At 61.7% G+C, this 19,456-nt stretch carries 16 protein-coding genes; 7 read left to right on the top strand and 9 right to left on the bottom strand.

Annotated features, from left to right (window positions below):
* Positions 1 to 160: 160 nt before the first annotated feature.
* Positions 161 to 1,537, top strand: coding sequence for a pyridoxal-phosphate dependent enzyme (locus J1G34_RS18505; protein ID WP_065896831.1), 1,377 nt, complete (start codon positions 161 to 163; stop codon positions 1,535 to 1,537).
* The gene (locus tag J1G34_RS18500; RefSeq protein WP_222994453.1) at positions 1,534 to 2,700 is read left to right on the top strand and encodes a cystathionine gamma-synthase; all 1,167 of its coding nucleotides are present in this window, start codon (positions 1,534 to 1,536) and stop codon (positions 2,698 to 2,700) included. The genes J1G34_RS18505 and J1G34_RS18500 overlap by 4 nt, the downstream gene beginning before the upstream one ends.
* A gap of 121 nt (positions 2,701 to 2,821) precedes the next feature.
* Here J1G34_RS18500 and J1G34_RS18495 read toward each other — a convergent pair whose 3' ends face one another.
* The 3 genes from J1G34_RS18495 to J1G34_RS18485 form a co-directional block, all read right to left on the bottom strand.
* Complete coding sequence (locus J1G34_RS18495; protein WP_222994452.1) at positions 2,822 to 5,020, bottom strand: OsmC domain/YcaO domain-containing protein; 2,199 nt, start codon at positions 5,018 to 5,020, stop codon at positions 2,822 to 2,824.
* 144 nt (positions 5,021 to 5,164) lie between these two features.
* A complete protein-coding gene (locus tag J1G34_RS18490; RefSeq protein WP_222994451.1) occupies positions 5,165 to 8,647 on the bottom strand; it encodes an AAA domain-containing protein in 3,483 nt (1,160 codons plus the stop codon).
* Positions 8,648 to 8,788: 141 nt separating this feature from the next.
* Positions 8,789 to 9,490 carry a glutathione S-transferase gene (locus J1G34_RS18485; protein ID WP_222994450.1) on the bottom strand — a complete coding sequence of 234 codons (702 nt, stop codon included), beginning with the start codon at positions 9,488 to 9,490 and terminating at the stop codon, positions 8,789 to 8,791.
* A 141-nt stretch (positions 9,491 to 9,631) separates the two neighbouring features.
* Here J1G34_RS18485 and J1G34_RS18480 point away from each other — a divergent pair, with 141 nt between their 5' ends.
* On the top strand, positions 9,632 to 10,195 hold the full coding sequence (locus J1G34_RS18480) for a TetR/AcrR family transcriptional regulator (RefSeq protein WP_065893213.1): 564 nt from the start codon (positions 9,632 to 9,634) through the stop codon (positions 10,193 to 10,195).
* A 38-nt stretch (positions 10,196 to 10,233) separates the two neighbouring features.
* On the opposite strand, the gene J1G34_RS18475 is transcribed toward J1G34_RS18480, so the two are convergent.
* The 3 genes from J1G34_RS18475 to J1G34_RS18465 are packed head-to-tail and all read right to left on the bottom strand — an operon-like array spanning position 10,234 to position 12,555.
* The gene (locus tag J1G34_RS18475; RefSeq protein ID WP_222994449.1) at positions 10,234 to 11,010 is read right to left on the bottom strand and encodes a nucleotidyltransferase domain-containing protein; all 777 of its coding nucleotides are present in this window, start codon (positions 11,008 to 11,010) and stop codon (positions 10,234 to 10,236) included.
* Positions 11,007 to 11,486 (bottom strand): AAA family ATPase, encoded by a 480-nt coding sequence (locus tag J1G34_RS18470; protein ID WP_065896823.1) that lies wholly within the window; start codon positions 11,484 to 11,486, stop codon positions 11,007 to 11,009. The genes J1G34_RS18475 and J1G34_RS18470 overlap by 4 nt, the downstream gene beginning before the upstream one ends.
* A gap of 40 nt (positions 11,487 to 11,526) precedes the next feature.
* Entirely contained in the window at positions 11,527 to 12,555 is a 1,029-nt protein-coding gene (locus J1G34_RS18465) for an apurinic/apyrimidinic endonuclease family protein (protein WP_065936774.1), read from the bottom strand.
* Between the two features lie 252 nt (positions 12,556 to 12,807).
* Here J1G34_RS18465 and J1G34_RS18460 point away from each other — a divergent pair, with 252 nt between their 5' ends.
* From J1G34_RS18460 to J1G34_RS18450, 3 genes are all read left to right on the top strand, one after another.
* Entirely contained in the window at positions 12,808 to 13,131 is a 324-nt protein-coding gene (locus J1G34_RS18460; RefSeq protein WP_065893205.1) for a hypothetical protein, read from the top strand.
* A gap of 82 nt (positions 13,132 to 13,213) precedes the next feature.
* Positions 13,214 to 13,636 (top strand): DUF2231 domain-containing protein, encoded by a 423-nt coding sequence (locus J1G34_RS18455; RefSeq protein ID WP_065896821.1) that lies wholly within the window; start codon positions 13,214 to 13,216, stop codon positions 13,634 to 13,636.
* A complete protein-coding gene (locus J1G34_RS18450) occupies positions 13,633 to 14,925 on the top strand; it encodes a PQQ-dependent sugar dehydrogenase (protein WP_065936773.1) in 1,293 nt (430 codons plus the stop codon). Before J1G34_RS18455 ends, J1G34_RS18450 begins: the two co-directional genes overlap by 4 nt.
* Positions 14,926 to 15,093: 168 nt before the next feature.
* Here J1G34_RS18450 and J1G34_RS18445 read toward each other — a convergent pair whose 3' ends face one another.
* The gene (locus tag J1G34_RS18445) at positions 15,094 to 16,002 is read right to left on the bottom strand and encodes a LysR substrate-binding domain-containing protein (RefSeq protein ID WP_065893199.1); all 909 of its coding nucleotides are present in this window, start codon (positions 16,000 to 16,002) and stop codon (positions 15,094 to 15,096) included.
* A gap of 93 nt (positions 16,003 to 16,095) precedes the next feature.
* Here J1G34_RS18445 and J1G34_RS18440 point away from each other — a divergent pair, with 93 nt between their 5' ends.
* Entirely contained in the window at positions 16,096 to 17,064 is a 969-nt protein-coding gene (locus J1G34_RS18440) for a DMT family transporter (RefSeq protein WP_065893198.1), read from the top strand.
* Here J1G34_RS18440 and J1G34_RS18435 read toward each other — a convergent pair.
* Together J1G34_RS18435 and J1G34_RS18430 are read right to left on the bottom strand one after the other, a co-directional pair.
* The gene (locus tag J1G34_RS18435; protein WP_065893196.1) at positions 17,051 to 18,463 is read right to left on the bottom strand and encodes an MFS transporter; all 1,413 of its coding nucleotides are present in this window, start codon (positions 18,461 to 18,463) and stop codon (positions 17,051 to 17,053) included. The genes J1G34_RS18440 and J1G34_RS18435 overlap by 14 nt on opposite strands.
* Before the next feature lie 143 nt (positions 18,464 to 18,606).
* Complete coding sequence (locus J1G34_RS18430) at positions 18,607 to 19,137, bottom strand: GNAT family N-acetyltransferase (protein ID WP_065893195.1); 531 nt, start codon at positions 19,135 to 19,137, stop codon at positions 18,607 to 18,609.
* Positions 19,138 to 19,456 lie beyond the last annotated feature (319 nt).

Raw genomic sequence — 19,456 nt, 5'->3', positions numbered from 1 at the left:
ATCGCAATCGCGATTTTGCGCTGCCCCATCGCCCATGCGCCAAAAAAAGTCATGCATCGGACCGCCCGGTTGCGGGCCTGGCGATAGCGGCCTATGTTTCAAGCCATGCTGTGATTTGCTGTGCCCCGCCCTGTGCCCATCCCGCAACCCAGGTGACGACATGCCTACCCTCTCCCGCCCCGCCGTACTTGAACTGATTGGTAACACGCCGCTGGTCAAGGTCAGCCGCTTCGACACCGGCCCCTGTACGCTGTTTCTCAAGCTTGAATCGCAAAACCCCGGTGGTTCCATCAAGGACCGTATCGGCCTGGCCATGATCGACGCCGCCGAGCGCGACGGCCGCCTGCTCCCTGGCGGCACCATTATCGAAGCCACCGCCGGCAACACCGGCCTGGGCCTGGCGCTGGTCGGTCGGGCCAAGGGCTATCGGGTGGTGCTGGTGGTGCCGGACAAAATGTCCACGGAAAAAGTGCTGCACCTCAAGGCCATGGGCGCCGAGGTGCATATCACCCGCTCCGATGTGGGCAAGGGGCATCCCGAGTATTACCAGGACGTGGCCGCGCGCCTGGCCAAGGATATTCCGGGCTCGTTCTTTGCCGACCAGTTCAACAACCCCGCCAACCCGCTGGCCCATGAAACCAGCACCGCACCGGAGATCTGGGCGCAGACCCAGCATGATGTCGATGCGATTGTGGTGGGCGTCGGCTCGGCCGGCACCCTCACCGGCCTGACACGTTTCTTCAAGCGCGTGCAGCCCGAACTGGCCATGGTGCTCGCCGACCCGGTGGGTTCGGTGATGGCCGAGTACAGCCGCAGCGGTCGGCTTGAAACTCCTGGTTCCTGGGCCGTGGAAGGCATCGGTGAGGATTTCATTCCGTCGATTGCCGACCTGTCCAGCGTGCGCCACGCCTACTCCATCAGCGATGAAGAAAGCTTCGACCATGCCCGCCAACTGCTCAAGGCCGAAGGCATTCTTGGCGGCTCTTCCACCGGTACCCTGCTCGCCGCCGCGCTGCGCTATTGCCGCGAGCAAACCGAGCCCAAGCGCGTGGTGACGTTCGTGTGCGACACCGGCACGCGCTACCTGTCCAAGGTCTACAACGACCAATGGATGAACGACGCCGGGCTGTTGCAGTACAAGCACTACGGCGACCTGCGCGACCTGATCGCCCGCCGTTTCGAAGATGGCCGGGTGATCAGCGTCAGCCCCGACGACACCCTGCTCACCGCCTTCCAGCGCATGCGCCTGGCGGATGTCTCGCAACTGCCGGTATTGATCGACGGCAAGCAACTGGCGGGCGTTATCGATGAATCCGACCTGCTGCTGGGCCTGCATCAGGACGCCACGCACTTTTCCATGAGCGTGGCCAGCGCCATGACCCGCACCCCGCACACCCTGGCCCCCGGCGCCAGCCTGGCCGAACTGCAGGCGGAACTGGATCGCGGCCTGGTCGCAATCATTGCCGACGCCTCGGGCTTCCATGGCCTGATCACCCGCGTCGACCTGCTCAACCATTTACGGAGATCCCTTGCATGAGCCAGTCCGATAAAAGCGCGTTTGCCACCCGTGTGATCCATGCCGGACAGTCCCCCGACCCGACCACGGGCGCGCTGATGCCGCCGATCTATGCCAACTCCACCTACCTGCAAGACAGCCCTGGCGTGCACAAAGGCTTTGACTACGGGCGCTCCCACAACCCCACGCGCTTTGCGCTGGAGCGTTGCGTGGCCGACCTTGAAGGCGGCACTCAGGCCTTCGCGTTTGCCTCCGGGCTGGCGGCGATTTCCACGGTGCTGGAGTTGCTCGATGCCGGTGCGCATATCGTTTCCGGCAATGACCTGTATGGAGGCACCTTCCGCCTGTTCGACAAGGTGCGCCAGCGCAGTGCCGGGCACAGGTTCAGCTACGTAGACTTGAGTGACGTGTCGGCCTTCGAAGCGGCGCTGCAAGACGACACGCGCATGGTCTGGGTCGAAACGCCGAGCAACCCGCTGCTCAGCCTCACCGACCTCAGCGCCATTGCCCGCGTGTGCCGTGCGCGCGGCATTCTGTGTGTGGCCGACAACACCTTCGCCAGCCCGTGGATCCAGCGCCCACTGGAGCTGGGGTGCGATATAGTCATGCACTCCACCACCAAGTACCTGAACGGCCACTCGGATGTGATCGGCGGCATCGCCGTTGTTGGCGACAACCCGGAATTGGCCGAACGCCTGGGCTTTCTGCAAAATTCGGTGGGCGCCATCGCCGGGCCCTTCGATGCATTCCTGACCCTGCGCGGCGTGAAAACCCTGGCCCTGCGCATGGAGCGCCATTGCAGCAACGCGCTGGAACTGGCGACCTGGCTGGAACAGCAGCCGCAGGTGGCGCGGGTGTACTACCCAGGCCTTGAATCCCACCCGCAGCACGAGTTGGCCAAACGGCAGATGCGCGGGTTTGGCGGGATGATTTCGGTGGACCTGAACAGCGACCTGGCGGGCGCCACACGCTTTCTGGAAAACGTAAAAATCTTCGCCCTGGCCGAGAGCCTGGGTGGCGTGGAAAGCCTGATCGAACACCCGGCGATCATGACCCACGCGAGCATCCCGGCGGCAACGCGGGCGCAGTTGGGGATTGGGGATGGGTTGGTGCGCTTGTCGGTGGGGGTTGAAGATGTAGAGGATTTGCGCGCAGATCTGGCCCAGGCCCTGGCACACATCTAACCTCAAACACCAATCAAACTGTGGGAGGGGGCTTGCCCCTGATGGCGGTGTATCAGCCAGCTTATTGGCCACTGACCCACCGCTATCGGGGGCAAGCCCCCTCCCACATTGGTTGTGCTAATCAGGCCTGGGTGATGTTGGCCCGCGCGCTGTGCAGCTTCTTGTAGCTGTCGATCAGGCGCAAATGCCGGTCCAGCCCTTCCAGCTTCGTGCTGGTCGGTGTCAGCCCGTAGAAGCGCACACTGCCCTCGACCGAGCCGATTACTGCATCCATGCGCTCATTGCCGAACATGCGCCGGAAGTTGGCTTCGTAGTCGGCCAGTTCCAGGTCGTCGTCCAGTTCCATTTCCAGCACCGCATTCATCGCCTGGTAGAACAGCCCACGCTCGACGGTGTTGTCGTTGTACTGCAGGAACATTTCCACGCATTCCTTGGCCTCTTCATACTGCTTCAACGCCAGGAAGATCAGCAGTTTCAATTCCAGGATGGTCAGTTGGCCCCACGCGGTGTTGTCGTCGAACTCGATGCCGATCAGGGTGGTGATATCGGTGTAGTCGTCCAGCTCGCTTTCGATCAGGCGCTCGACCAAGGCCTGCAACGCGTCCTCATCAAGGCGGTGCAGGTTGAGGATGTCTTCGCGGAAAAACAGCGCCTTGTTGGTGTTGTCCCAGATCAGGTCGTCCACCGGGTAGATTTCCGAATAATCCGGCACCAGGATGCGGCAGGCGGTGGCGCCCAGGTGTTGGTAGACCGCCATGTACGACTCTTTGCCCATGCCTTCCAGGATACCGAACAGCGTCGCGGCTTCCTGGACATTGGAGTCTTCGCCGTGGCCGGAGAAGTCCCATTCGACGAATTCGTAGTCCGACCGGGCGCTGAAGAAGCGCCACGACACCACACCGCTGGAGTCGATAAAGTGCTCGACGAAGTTGTTCGGCTCGGTGACCGCCTGGCCTTCGAAGGTCGGCTGCGGCAAGTCGTTCAGGCCTTCGAAGCTGCGGCCTTGCAGCAGTTCGGTGAGGCTGCGCTCCAGCGCCACTTCAAAGCTTGGGTGCGCGCCGAACGAGGCGAATACACCGCCGGTGCGCGGGTTCATCAGGGTCACGCACATCACCGGGAATTCACCGCCCAGGGACGCATCCTTGACCAGCACCGGGAAGCCCTGGGCCTCCAGGCCTTCGATACCGGCGAGGATGCCAGGGTATTTGGCCAACACGTCGGCGGGTACGTCCGGCAGGGCAAATTCGCCTTCGATGATTTCGCGCTTCACCGCCCGCTCGAAAATCTCCGACAGGCACTGCACCTGGGCTTCGGCCAAGGTGTTGCCGGCGCTCATGCCGTTGCTCAGGTAGAGGTTTTCGATCAGGTTGGAGGGGAAATACACCACCTCGCCATCGGACTGACGCACAAACGGCAGCGAGACAATGCCCCGCGCTTCGTTACCCGAGTTGGTGTCGAACAAGTGCGAACCGCGCAGCTCGCCTTCGCGGTCGTAGACCTTGCGGCAGTAGGCGTCGAGGATCTCACTCGGCAGTTCGTCGTTCGGGCCCGGCTGGAACCAGCGCTCATCCGGGTAATGCACGAACGGTGCATTGGCCAGCTCTTCGCCCCAGAACTGATCGTTGTAGAAGAAGTTGCAGTTGAGCCGCTCGATAAACTCGCCCAGTGCCGACGCCAGCGCGCCCTCCTTCGTCGCGCCCTTGCCGTTGGTAAAACACATCGGCGAGTGGGCATCGCGCACATGCAGCGACCAGACGTTGGGCACGATGTTGCGCCACGAGGCGATCTCGATCTTCATGCCCAGGCCCGCCAGGATCGCCGACATATTGGCGATGGTCTGCTCCAGCGGCAGGTCCTTGCCGGCGATGTAGGTGCCCGCCTCCGACGTCGAGTTGGGCATCAAAAGCGCCTGGGCGTCGGCGTCGAGGTTGTCCACTTGCTCGATCACAAACTCAGGCCCGGCCTGCACTACTTTTTTCACGGTGCAACGGTCGATGGAACGCAGGATGCCTTGACGGTCCTTGTCGGAAATGTCCGCCGGCAGCTCGACCTGGATCTTGAAGATCTGGTTGTAGCGGTTTTCCGGGTCGACGATGTTGTTCTGCGACAGGCGAATATTGTCCGTGGGGATATTGCGCGTGGCGCAGTACAGCTTCACGAAGTACGCCGCGCACAACGCCGACGAAGCCAGGAAGTAATCGAATGGCCCCGGCGCCGAACCGTCGCCCTTGTAGCGAATCGGCTGGTCGGCAATCACCGTGAAATCATCGAACTTGGCTTCAAGCCGAAGGTTGTCGAGAAAGTTGACCTTAATTTCCATGCGGGCACACCAGAATAACGGGCTAAACAAAATGGCCGCCATTATGAAGATTTTCGCCGGGAAGTCGCAGGGTTTTGCGCTTGGGCTGCTGATCGGTAGCGCTATGCCAACAGCCTGTGGCCGCTGGCATAGCGTTGCGCGGGACTAGGGCTGGCTTGAGCTCAGGCGTTGCGCCAGGCTCTTGCGGTTGATCGCCAGCTCGCTGCTGACGTCCGGCCCGTGGTAGACCATGGACGTTTCATGGTGCACAAAATCGCCCGAGCGTGCAGCGCTCAGCCAGTTGAATGAGCCGACACACAGCAGTTCCTCATCGGCCATTACCAGCTTGCTGTGTACCTTGTTGACCACGTGCACCTGCACGGCATGGTTTTTCAGCGCTGCGATTGCATCCTGAAAGTAAGCGGCCTTGGCCGGTTTACCTTCGGTGTTGAAGCGCAGGTCAGTGTAGACCGTCACCGGCACGCCTCGCTGCACGGTGTCGCCCATCGCGTCCAAGGCACCGCTTTCGCGCATCCCGCGCAACTTGACCCACGGCGTGACAATCTGCACCTGCTGACGCGCAGTTTCCAGGGTTCGCAACAGGAACCGATCATGCTCGGCAAACTCATGCAGGTGGCTCAAGCCGGTGCGCACCGTGAGCAAATCCGCCCGGGGTTGGAAGTCGAACGTGAGCTCATTTTCCGGGCTGTTCAGCAGGTACTGCGCCAGACGTCCACGGGGTTTGCTGGCGGGTATCTGGCTGAACAGGTCCATGTCGCCGAACACCAGGAAACTGTCTTTGGCGCGGGAAACGGCCACGTTCAACATGCTGGCGCGGCGGTCGATAAAAGGCCCGTCGGCATGCTTGGAGTACACAGCGGAAAAAATCACCACTGGCCGTTCGGCGCCCTGGAAGGAGTGCACGGTGCCCACTGTGAGTTCGCCGTCGCCTTTGCCGGTACGAATACCCAGCGCGCTGCACGCGTCAGTAATGGCCTGGGTCTGGGCACCAAATGGGGTAATCACCCCGAGGATTTCCCAGAGTTCCTTGCCGTAGCGCTCAGTGAGTGGCTGTTCATGGGCCTTGATCCAGGCGGCGATGGTCTGGGCTTCCAGCAGGTTATGGCGGCTGCCGCCCTGCTTTTGCTGACAGATCCCGTCGATATGCAGGTACCCCAGCCCCGGCAGCCCGCCGTCGGGTTTGGCGCCGCGCCGTGGTTGCAGCTTGCCCTTGTAGCAGAGCGCGTTGCAGTAATCGATGATCGAGTCATAACACCGGCGGTGTTCGTACAGGTAAAGGCCGCGCGCCAGGTCGCGGTCGTAGTGATAGCGGCTGGTGGACTGTGCAATCGCCATGACGCTGCCACTGGCGGCGCTGCGTCCACTGTCACAAAAGGCCTCGTACTCATCGTCCACGCGGCTGCGCGACAGCAGGCCGGTGGCGAGCAGATTACCGATATCCACCGCCGGCGGCACCGACCAGATGGGCTCGATCTGCTGCGTGTCGCCAATCACCAGCGCTTGCCGCGCGAGGGCGAACGACGGCGCCGCCACCTCGGGCAGCACCTGGCCGGCTTCGTCTACGATCAGCAGGTCGATGAAATTCAGCGCGTAATCGTCGACATAACCATTGCCGTCATGGCGCTTGCACGACAGCTCTGCGGGCAGCCGGTAGAACGTCGCGACGACGCAAGGCGTGAGCTTCATCCAGCGGCGCCAGTTTTTTTCCAACGTCTTGCGCCCGGTTTTGTTGCGGCTCTTGAGAATCAGCGGCAGCTCGTCGATGACTTCCAACAGCCACCGCCCTTCCCAGTAATGCGTGGTCAACAGGAAGGTCTCGAAGCGCAACGAGGTGTCCGCCCAGCGATCGCAGTCTTCCAGGGTCACCTGGGCGGCGGGCTTGCCGGCCGCCTGGGGTAACCGGCCAATCACCGCCTGCCAGTTCAACAGTTCACGCTGTTCGCCGCGCAGCAGTTGCTCCACACGCTCACGCTGGGTTTCGAGGGTTTTCAGGCTTTGTGCCTGATGCGCCACTGCGGCCGTCAACCGGCGCTCGATGTCATGCACGTCGGTGGCCTCCTGCAACTGTACGTCAGCCTCATCGACGTGCAATTTGGCCAGGCGCAGGCGCTTGGCGGCAATCGGGCCGAACCAAGCGAACAGCGTATACACCAGCGACTCATGGGCCAGGTAATGCCTGAAATCTTTCAGACGTGCCTTGGCATTGGTCAGCCGCTCCGAATGTGCCCGCAGTTGAGCGTCTAGACCCGCGACCGCCGCCTGTGGATCATCGCCCAGCACGGCCTTGAGGGCGTCGCGCGCCACCCGCAATCGGGCCCATCCCTGCTCGATATCACTGAGCTGCTGCAAACGCAGGCGAACCCTGGCCTGAAGCGCGTCTACGGTGCTCTTGAGCGTGGGCTGTGACTGTCCTGGAAAAGCGATGGCGGCGCGCTCCAGATAAGCCTGCTGCGCTTTATCGACGTAGGCCTGCGTCTCCAGCGCCAGGTAAAAGCTCTTGGTCTGGTAGGTGCGGGCCATCTCCGCTTCCGCCGAGGCCGTCGGAAAGTAGGCGCCAAAGCTGCTGATATCGGGAAGCCAGCGCCCTGCAAAGGGGCCAGTGCCTTCGGAGAAGTCCTTACCGAACGCCTTGATGATGTTGGTGACCGCCTGGTTGTTCGTCGAACTGGCGACAATCACCGGCGGCTCGCCGCCCTCGGCGGCGGCCCTGGCCCAGAGCGACGCGACCACGGACAACAGCAGCGTGGTCTTGCCGGTGCCCGGCGGCCCGTTGACCGCGAGGATATCCCCGGTGTTACCCACCAGCAGGTGCGCGAGACTGTCGCGTTGGGCCGGCGCCAGCGCGTATTCGTCACCGGCATGCCCGCCTCGTCCGGCGAACAGGCCATTGGCCGGCAGGCAGGGTTCATCGGGCGTGGATTCGCGTTGTGCAAAGCGCTCGAACAAAGGCGCCTCGGGTTTGGCGAGGCGCAGGTGATCGTATAGCGCAACGATATTGCGACTGAAACCGTCCGCCTTCTGCTCCTTGAACACGTAGCAATAGCTGGCCGGATCGAAACCGTCGTCCGCGCCATTCCAGGCGTTGCACACCGTTTGGAACATCGTCTTGCAGTAGCGCAGGTAGGTGAGCCATTTGTCGCGATATTCGTCCGGCTGCACCTCTGTGCCGGGGGCCGGCACTTCGAATCGGGGTGCGTCTTGCGCGGTTAAAAACCTGTCCAGGTCAGGTTGAGCGCCGATGGTGAAATTGTCGCGGTCCAACGGTTCCAGGATGTCGCGGGGTACCAGCGTGGGACCGGTCGGATAGATCAGCCCGTCGCGGGTGACCGACACTCGACAAATGATCGGTGTGATAAAGGCCGGCAGCCCTCTGCGCGCCATGCGGTGTTCCTGGCGCGAGGCATACACAAACGGGCGCAGCGTGATATCCACGTGGAGCCGTTGCGCCGGTTCGTCGGCGAACAGGAGTTCCACCTGCTCAGCCGGCAGACAACCGGCGGCCAGGGCGGCCAAAGGTATGACCGCGTAGGTTTTGACATGGCTGGGGGACAAGGCACCGTTGCCGTTTTCCGCGTCGGCCAACGAGTTTCGCCAGTAGTTGGCAAGCTTCAGAGAGTAGTCGTTCATCGTCCTGATTCGGTGCAGACCGTGACTCACTGTTACGGTCGGTGGCTGGGGAGGTCAAACCCGAGGGTAGCGGTTCCGTGTGCGGATGGGCAATCACCTGTGTCCTACGACGCTTGCCTGGTATCAGGCGTGTCCGCCGTTTCAGTTCTGCAGATCGCCCTCCTGCACCATCGCTCGCCAGGCCTTGACGCTGGCGCGCTCGTTCATCGTCGCGTGCCAGGCATGCAGCGCTTCACATTCCGCAGGCACGGCCAGCTTGACCAACGACGCGAAGATCAGGCCGCCCAGCAGGGCAATGTCGGCCATCGAAAACGCCTCGCCCGCCACGAACGGCCGGGTCTTGAGGATGGCGTCGAAGTGGCGCATGCCCCTTACCGCCTTGTCACGCATGCGCTCGCCCCATTCCGCGTTCTGGTACAGCTCAACCTCAGGCCCCAGCCCCGGTGTGGCGTGGTGAAAGTAGACGCTGACCGCATCCATCACTTCAATTTCCGCACGCCGCGTCATCATATGGATGAGGCCTTGCTCCTTGGGCGTGCTGCCGGTGAGCAGCGGGTTGCCGTCCAGTACGTCGAGGTATTGGGTGATGGCTGTGCACTCAGCGATCAAAGTCCCGTCCTGCAACGCCAGTACCGGCAAGGTTCCGGAGTAGTTCAAAGCGAGGAAAGCCGGCTGCTTGTGCTTGCCTTCCCACAGATTAATAGAGACGAATTCGGTGTGTGCGAGCAGCCCTTTTTCGGCCAGGGCGATTCGAACACGCGCCGGATAAGGCCCGTTATACCAATCGTAGATTTTAAGCACGGGGTCTTGGGCGCTCGTGGACTGTGTTTGCTGAAAAGTCATGATTTATATGCCTACCTGTCAAGTGGTAGGTAAAGATTGCGAGCTTTATCCGTCGCTGTCAACCACTACCTGTCAGTTGGCAGGTAAAATAATTTGCGCGTAGAATCGCCCCCCTGTCGCCAACCCACGAGGACTCAATACGTGAGCGAGAACGCCCGGGAAGCCATTCTGGAAGCCGCCAAAATCGCCGCGCAGCATTTCGGCTACAGCGGCATCAACTTTCGCAGCATCGGCGAAACGGTGGGGATCAAGAACGCCAGTATCTATTACCACTTCCCCAGCAAAGCCGAGCTTGGCGCGGCGGTAGCCAAACGCTATTGGGAAGACACCGCCGGCGTGCTCGAAGCCATCCACCGCGAAACCCCTGACCCGCGCGACAGCCTGCGGCGCTATCCGAGCATTTTTCGGACCTCACTCGAAAACGGCAACCGGCTGTGCCTGTCCAGCTTTATGGCGGCCGAGTACCAGGACTTGCCCGAGCCGGTCAAAAAAGAAATCGTCGCGTTCGCCGATATCAACGTAGCGTGGCTCGCCGCACGCCTCATTGAGCTGGAACTGGGCGACACAGAAACCTGCCAGCGCCGCGCCCGCGCGATCTACACGGCTGTCGCCGGCGCGCAATTGATTGCGCGCACACGTGCGGATATCGGTTTGTTTGATGAACTGGTCGAGAGCTATCAGGAGGCGGGGTTGCTGCCGGTGTGACGACCAATCGGCGGCCTGCCTTGCGCTCGGGTATAGGTTTATTCCGACTGCGACGCCATCCACTCAACAAAAGCGTCAAGACGCTGCAAAAATGCCGCGCACTCGGCGCTCGGGTTTCTGGCTTCAAAGAGAAAATACGCGATTTGCGCAACCCTGCCTGGATAACGCTGGGTGAACATCGCCACATGTTCCTCCAGCGTTTGCGGCCACATCAGTGCGTCGGGTGAACGCAGCGTTTGCGTGGAGCGGATCAACTTGCGTGCGGCTTCGCGCTGCAAGCGCAGGCGCTGCGGTGGGTTTGCGGCCTGCAGGATAGACGCGCGATAGCGGGACAACACCTGCGCAAAATCACCGTTGAGCGCCAGGGCGATGTCTCGGCTTGGCCGGAATGGCTCGAACCGCAATCCGAGGTCATCGCCCCACACACATCGGCAATGGTGCTTGATCCAGAAGCCCCAGCGATTGTGGTTTTCCGGCGCCAATACCTGCGCGCGATGGCCGATGTCGAAATCGATTTTGCTGACACAGGAATGCCGCTGTTCCAGTGCCAGCCGCGCCCGTTCGAGTTGTTCAAGCACCGCCGCCTGGGGAGGATCACGCAGGACCAGGGTGAGATCGAGGTCGGACGCTTCGGCATTGGCATCACCCCGGGCGACACTGCCGTACAGGTAGATACCCTCCAGGCCGAATGCGGGCTGTGAAAGCGTCGCCAACACATCCTTCAATAAAGGCTCGAACTCGGGCTGCACAGGGACGGCGTCGACGGTGACAATGTGGCCCTTGACGTCAACACCGATGGGACATTCAGCGCTCACGGCCGATGCACCTCAATCACCAACCCCTCCTCCTCACTCGGCACACAAAAGTGGCGGGTGATCAGGTCGAACTCGGCGTCGGTCGCGGCAAAATCATGCTCGCCGCGGGCGTTGCGTGCGTGCAGCCGCGCACGACAGGCGGCGTCATCCAGTTCCAGGTAATGCAGGCAATGCGCTGCCTTGGCGGCCTGGGCGAGGCCGAGCAGCCATTCGCGATTGGCCAGGGTGTTGGCCGGAAAATCCAGCACCACGTTGACGCCGGACGCCAGCAGATCAATCACCAGCGGCCCCACCACACCGCGAATCTGCCGGGCACAGGTCAGGTAATCGGCAATCGTCTGGATCTGGCCGGGATACAGCGTCGCGAGCCAGTGGTCTTCGCTGAGCAGGACAGCGGCGTGATCGGTGGCAAGACGTCCGGCAAGGGTGGATTTGCCGGACGCGATCTTGCCGCAGAGCAGGTGCAGGGTAGCCATGGGACGGTTCCTTTTGTCAGGCCGTGAAGCATGCCATGGTTCACGCCGATTGGCTCTGCCAATACCCATGGAACGCCAGGGCCGCGACGTTCTTGTCCTTGGCTTCGAGCATGATGTCGAAGCGATCCAGAAACTGCAGCGCGTAGTCGTTGGTCCAGCGGTTCCACATTTGCGCGCTGTGACCGTAGAGGTCGCGCTTGGAAACCACCTTCAACAAGGCGGACATTTCCAGTTTGTGCTCGGCGTCAAACCCGAGGGCCTGCAGGCTTTCCTGGGGCTGGGAGTAATGCAGGGTCGGCCGCACGCCGCGCCAGCTGTCGATGACCCTGGCGACGCGGGGCGAGTGCGGGTCGATGTACTCGTCCTCGTTGATCCAGCAATGGTGAATATCCAGTACCACCGGCGCCAGGTCGGCGACTTGCAGGCAATGGTCCAGGCCGTAAGTCTTTTCATCGTTCTCGAAAGTGATGCAGTTGCGCGCCACGTCGGACAGGCGCGACCAGACTGCGCGGGTACCCGCCACGCCCAGCCGGCCGGCGATATGCACGTTGCATTTGAGGTCCTGGAAGCGGCGGCCGTAGCCCATCATGCGGATCATGTCGGCGTGGTATTCGAACTCGGCCAGGCTGTTTTCCACCACACCGGGGTTTTCCGAGCCCAGCACGCAGTACTGGCCGGGATGGAACGACAAACGGATATCCGAGGCCCGCGCCAGCTCGCCGATGGCGGCAAAGCCGTCCTGCAACTGGCGCGCGATGGCAGGGTCCTGATACACAGCGGCGACTTTCGGGTGGCTGTAGAACGGCAACAGGTCACTGCTCAGGCGCAGCATGCGCAAGGTCGGCGGCAGTTCGGCGACGTAGGCCAGCAGACGCAATTGGGCGGCGAGATTGTGCGTGACCACCTCGACCAGTTTATCGCGGGCCACCTGCGGTTCGACGCCGTCCATCCAGCGCAAGGTGGTGGTACGCGGGTTGAACGGGCCTTCGATTGCCTTCAGGGCGCTGGCGGACGGGAGTCGTTCGGGATGCCTGTATTGGCATGCAAAGCCGATGCGGGGGTGGGTCATGGGAGCGCCTGGTGATATGCCATCGGGAAGATTATAGAGGCTTAGGCGATGCAGGCCGCCAAGGGTTCATTCGGTCAATCCGGTTGAATCCTGCGTGCGCAGCGGGGTCACCTATTGCACGACAACATTGAAACGACGACGTTATGGAGGTGGTTATGAACCTTGCAATGACACTCTTCAGCCTGTTCGCCGGTTGGCTGGCGATTGTGATGTCGATGATGTGGGGCGTGCTGCGGGTGCTGCGCTGGCACCATGATTGACACCCCGGATGGCCGCTATTTCGTGCTCAAGGGCCGACTCTGGCGGCGCACCAACCCGGCGCTGGATGAACCCACACGCCAGCGCTGGGTGGATGCGTTGATGGATGCACGGCGTGCCGTCAAGGCGGCCAAGGCCTCTGGCGACACACAGCAGTTGAAGCAGGCCCGCGAGCAGGTACAGCGCGCGAAGGTCGCGCTCGGTGAGCGCGGGCCGGTGTGGTGGACGGATGGCAGCCCGGATTTCAACCGCTATAACGTGGTGAACACACCCTACGCCGACTGGTTCGATAAACATTCGGACACGAACCCTCAGTGAACTTTCTCACACGCAGCAAGCTCCTTTCCTATGCAAAGCCATCGCCACCAGGCCCGTCGAACGATAAGGAGCTGCATCGCCCATGACCACCCTCCCCACCTATCGCTGCACACCAGGCCCGCTGCATGCGACATTGCTCGCCGGCAGCGTGCCGCTGTTCCTGGGCGCCCTGCTCAGTGACATTGCCTATGGCCAGACTTACCAGATTCAATGGGCCAACTTCGCCTCATGGCTGATCGCCGGTGCGTTGGTGTTCAGTGGATTTGCCCTGTTGTTCGCCCTGGTCAATCTGCTGCGCGCCGAACGCAAGGCGGGTCGTCCTGCCGCTTACTTCGTGCTGCTGCTGGCCGCGTGGCTGTTGGGACTGATCAACGCCTTCCAGCACGCCAAGGATGCCTACGCCATGATGCCGACCGGCCTGATGCTGTCGGCAGTCGTCACCCTGCTGGCGATGCTGGCGACATGGATCGGCCTGACTAACCTGCGCTCGGGAGCTGCCCAATGAAAACCACCAGCACATTGACCCTGTTAAGCGCAGCGTTGTTGCTGACCGCCTGCGGTGGTGAAGGCGACAAGACCCAGGCCCACGGCCCCGATCCCAAGCTGCCGGCGCAACAAAGCAGCCTGCTGCCAAGCATGAAGATCGCCGAGCCGGTCGCCTGGGGCGATCAGAAGCCCAAGGTGCCAGAGGGTTACAGCATCACCGCCATCGCCACCGACCTGGCCATCCCGCGCCAGACCCTGGTCCTGCCCAACGGCGATATCCTCGTCGCCGAAGGCCGTGGCGGCAGCGCGGCCAAACTCAAGCCCAAGGACGTGATCGCCAGCCTGATCAAGGCCGAGGGCAATACCAAGGTCAAGAGCGGCAACCGCATCACCCTGTTGCGCGACGCTGACGGCGACGGCACCTACGAACTCAAGACGGTGTTCGCCGATAACCTCAATGCGCCCTACGGCCTGGCGTACGCCGATGGCAAACTGTACGTGGCCAACCAGGATGCGCTGGTGCGCTTCGACTACGCCGACGGCCAGACCAAGGCCAGCGGCGCTCCGACCAAAGTCACCGACCTGCCGGCGCAAATCAATCATCACTGGACCAAATCCCTGGCCGTGAGCGCGGACGGACGCCAGCTCTACGTCGGGATCGGCTCCAACAGCAACATCACCGAGCGCGGCATGGAAGTGGAAATCGACCGGGCGATGGTCTGGCAGATCGACGCCGCCACTGGTGCGCACAGGCCCTACGCAACCGGCCTGCGCAACCCCACGGCCCTGACTATCCAGCCCGGCTCGGGGCAGTTGTGGACCGTGGTCAACGAACGCGATGAATTGGGCCCGGACCTGGTTCCGGACTACCTCAGTTCGGTACGCGAAGGCGCTTTCTACGGCTGGCCCTACAGCTACTGGGGCCAGAATGTGGACCCGCGTGCGCAACCGCAGAACCCGGCCAAGGTCGCCTCGGCGATCAAACCGGATTACAGCCTGGGTTCCCACGTCGCCGCGCTCGGCGTGGATTTCTCCATCCCGGCCATGGGCGAAAAATTCGCCGACGGCGTATTCGTTGGCGAACACGGCAGTTGGAACCGCGACAATCCGGTGGGCTACAAAGTGATTTTCGTACCCTTCAGCAACGGCAAACCGGCCGGCGAGCCTGTCGACTTCGCCACCGGCTTTCGCGGTGACGACGGCAAAACCCGTGGGCGTCCGGTGGGCGTGACAGTCGATCCGAAAGGCGCGCTGATCATTGCCGATGATTTGGCCAACACGGTGTGGCGTGTTACGCGCAATCAATAACCGGGACTTTAAGGCTCTTTGTAGGAGCGAGCTTGCTCGCGAAGAACGTCGACGATAACGCGTATTTTCTGGATGAACGCGGTGCCTGTGAGTTTTTCGCGAGCAAGCTCGCTCCTACAGAGGACGGTGTACGCTTAACTGACTGACAGGGGCCATCGCGCACCCCTGTCAGCCGTCACTCTGCAACTGCGCCTCGAGCCAGGCCAGCAATGCCACCACCTCATCCCGATTACCTGCCCCTTGCTGCCTGTACACCGAAATAGCCTCTGGCAAAAACACGCTTTCGGCACAGGGCCTGATCAATGCCCCACTTTCAATCAACCTGCTTGCGGTACGACGCCAGCCCATGGCCATACCGTGCCCTTCCACGGCGGCCTGCAACATCAGCGGGTAGCTGTCGAACGTGACGCCGCGCGCATCACGGGCCAATGACTGACCGAACGCCTTCAGCCACTCATCCCACTCCATCAGGTGCGGAGGTTCGCTGCTGTGGTGCAAAAACGTGCAGGTCGCCAATTCAGGCAGCGCCAGCGGTTGTTCCGGGCACAGGTAAGCGGGACTGCACACCGGGAAAACCTCGTCGCAGGCGGTAAACATCAGCGCATGGGCGCCACTGGCGCGCCGGGTACTTTGCAGGGCGACATCGAAAGGGTCATTGAACTGCGTGATCGGCCGCGTGCACGTCACCACCTGGATTTCAATCTGCGGATATTGCTGGTGGAATGTCGCCAGGCGCGGCATCAACCAATAAAACGCCTCGCACAACTGGCACAGCAGCACCACCCGATTGCGCTGCGGGGACGCCCTCAGGCTGGCCGCTCCCTCACTGATGCTTTGCAACGCAAGGCTGACCACCCGCCCCAACTCACGCCCCTCCCGAGTCAGGAACACCGCACGGTTGCGTCGATAAAACAGCTTCACCCCCAGATTATCTTCCAGCCCGCGTATCTGCCGGCTGACAGCGGCCTGGGTGATGTGCAACTCATCGGCCGCCCGGGAAAAACTCTCCAGGCGCGCTGCGGCTTCAAACGGCAACAGACTGGCAAGAGGCGGTAGGGTTTTTCCAAGTAGATTCATAATCTCAGGTTATGTATTCAGGACCGAGAACTCGTTTGTAGCACACCCGCGTGGCTGGGCACCATGGACCCCATCACTTCATGGACCCGCCTGATGCGCACTTCCCACACCTCTGTAGTCGCCGGCGTGATATTCGCCATCATAGCCACGCTCGGCTGGGCGCTGAATTTCATTGCGCCCTATGTCACGGGCGCGTACAGCGTCTACGACCTGATGAGCGTGCGCTTCCTGATGGCCGGCGGATTGGGCGTAGCCGGGGTAATCCTGTGCCGCGCGCAACTGCCTGCGCTGAGCCCCGGCCAATGCCTGCTCGCGGCAGTGCTGGGCGCATGGGGCTGCCTGGGTTATGGCGTATGCATCGCTGCCGGCGTGATACTCGGCGGCCCGGTGTTGACGCCGGCTTTTGTTGGAATGGTACCGGTGCTGCTGGCGCTGATCGGCAATGCCGGCCATAAGACCCTGCGCTGGCGCCTATTGGTGATGCCATTGAGCTGTATCACGCTGGGGCTGTTGCTGACCAATATCAGCAGCCTCCACCAGGCCTCGCTAAGCCCCCAATCCTGGCTGGCCGGGCTGTTTTTTTCCTTGGGCGCGGTAGCCTTATGGTTGGGCTTCAGCGTGATCAACCAGAAGCAGATGGCGCACCTGCCTGCCCACGTGACAGGCCTGTGGACCGCCCTGATGCTGACGGGCGCCGGTGCCGCAGCGCTGTTCATCCTCCCGTGGACATACGCGACAGGCCTGTTGCGGTTGCCAACCCTTGGCGCCGGCTGGAGCCAGGCATGGGCGCTGTATGCCTGGAGCCTGGTGATTGCCGTGATGTCCACCGTCGTCGGTGCCTGGGCCTGGAATGCGGCGACGCGGCGCCTGCCCATGGTACTCAGCGGCCAATTGATTGCCCTTGAGTCCTTGTTCGCCACGCTGCTCGGGCTCTGGTTTCATCAGCGTTGGCCGACCCCCATGGAAACCGCAGGGCTGGCCGCAGTGCTGGTCGGTGTCGTGATGTCAGTTCGGATCATTCTGGCCGATGCTACGTTTCAAGGCAGCGCTACAGATCAGTGATTTCCTTGTGGCGCGGCACCAGCGCCTTCATCACGCTCCACGCCACCAGGTACGCCAGGGCACAGATTGCGAACATGATCATGTAGCCGGTGTGGATGTCATTGACGGACTTGTAGTAGTCAAAGACCCAGCCGCCGATCTTGGTCATCACCACGCCGCCCAGGCCGCCGGCCATGCCGCCGATACCGACCACCGACGCGACGGTCTTCTGCGGGAACATGTCCGACACCGTGGTGAAAATATTGCACGACCACGCCTGGTGCGCCGAGGCCCCCACGCCGATCAGCAAGACCGGAACCCAGAAGCTGATGTAGCCCAGCGGTTGCGCCAGCAACACCACCAGCGGGAACAGCGCGATCACCAGCATGGCTTTCATGCGGCCGTCATACGGCGCATCGCCCCGCGCCATGAAATAGCTGGGAAACCAGCCGCCACCGATACTGCCGACCATGGTCATGCTGTACAGCACGGCCAGGGGCATCACGATATCGGCGCCCTTCATGCCGTACTGCGCCGACAGGAACGTGGGCAGCCAGAACAGGAAGAACCACCACACACCGTCGGTCATGAACTTGCCGAAGGCAAAGGCCCAAGTCTGACGATAGGTCAGCAACTTGAACCATGAGACTTTTTTTGCGGTTGCGCCCGCAGGGCCCGTAGGGGTTGGCGCCAAGGGTTGTGCGGCCTGATCACTGCGAATGTAGGCCAATTCTGCGGCCGACAGACGCTTTTGCTGCTCCGGTTTTTCGTACACGGTGGCCCAGACCGCCACCCACACAAAACCCAGCATGCCGATGACCATGAAAGCCGCTTCCCAACCCCACATGCCGGCTATCAAGGGCACACAGATCGGCGCCAGGATCGCGCCCACGTTGGCCCCCGAGTTGAAGATGCCGGTGGCAAAAGAGCGTTCTTTCTTGGGGAAGTACTCGGCCGTGGCCTTGATCGCGATGGGAAAGTTGCCCGCCTCACCAATCGCCAGCACCGCGCGTGACAGCATGAAACCGGCAATCGACACCGGAATCACCGCCAGGCCGATGGCCGTGCTGACGGCCGCAATGCCCTCGCCCATCTGCACCGAGAACGCATGCATGATCGCGCCGGTGGACCAGATAACGATCGCCACGATGTAAGCGGCCTTGGTGCCGATCCTGTCGACAAAGCGCCCGGCGAACAGCATGGAAATCGCGTAGACAAACTGGAACACCGCCGCGATGTTGGCGTAATCGGTATTGCTCCAGCCAAATTGCGTCGACAACTGCGGCGCCAGCAGGCTGAGCACCTGACGGTCGAGGTAGTTGACGGTCGTGGCAAAAAACAGCATCGCGCAGATCGTCCAGCGATAGCTGCCGACCGCCTGGCCAACACGATGGGCACTGATGGGCTCGTTCAGATTCATGGCATCACTTTTTTATTTTTGTTAGGCAGGACATATGCAACGTCATATGTCGTCGTACAACCATGACTTTTATATCGGTACGCTCTGACAGTGTCAATCTCAAAGATTGCTGTCAGCCAGGCTCTACCGGGGCTGAAAGAACTTCAGGCAGTTACAGTTGTAGGATGACAAATGCGCATTACCAGACTAGGGGCTTGGCCGGGCACGTCGTCCAGCAGACCGAATGGCTGCATGCCGATTTTTTTCAAAACCCGGATAGACGCCGCGTGATCGGGTCTTACCAGTCCGAACACTTCTGGCACACTCAGTGTATCGAACGCCAGCGCCAGGGCATCGCGTCCGACCTCGGTGGCATAGCCCTGCCCCCAGGCTTGCACGGCAAATCGATAACCGAGGTTGATGCGCCGCACGGTCAGATAGTCGAGCGGTGCAATGCCGCCGAAACCGATGATCTGCTCGGGGCTCTCGCGCCGCGCAATCGCCCACCAGCCGTAGCCCTCGCAGGACCACTGCTCGATCCATCGGCCCAGCAGACGCCGGGCGTCCTCGATACCGGCCATAGGGCCGGCAGGATTGAACAGGTTGGTCCGGGGATCGCCGAAGATGGCGAATAACTGTTCCAGGTCTTCTGGAACAGGTGCGCGGTAGACGAGGCGTGACGAGTTGTCTGGCATCAGATGGCTCCACTGGGGTAAAAACTAATGGCTCACAAACCCACCCAGCATAGGCATAGGCATTTACACAACTCTGTAGCCCCCAACCGTAACTACGATGCGCAGCGAGCCGCTCTTGATCTTGACCTGCTTTTGATCTTGATCTCAGGCGCCCCGTTAAACCACGCTGGCCCACCGAGCCTAGGCGAGGTGCCGAGTGGTGGGGCATGAGCGTTTTGCTTACTTTTGCGCTTTTCAAAAGTGAGCCGCCGTCAGGGCGGAACCCTAAGTGGCCGTGACCGCAGAAACGGATATGTACTCGATCTGATCCAACATCCTG

The organism is Pseudomonas sp. Wu6 (genome assembly GCF_019891515.1).
Taxonomy (GTDB): domain Bacteria; phylum Pseudomonadota; class Gammaproteobacteria; order Pseudomonadales; family Pseudomonadaceae; genus Aquipseudomonas; species Aquipseudomonas orientalis_A.
The sequence above is the reverse complement of the archived record's forward strand: the minus strand, read 5'-3'. Positions and strand labels throughout refer to the sequence as shown.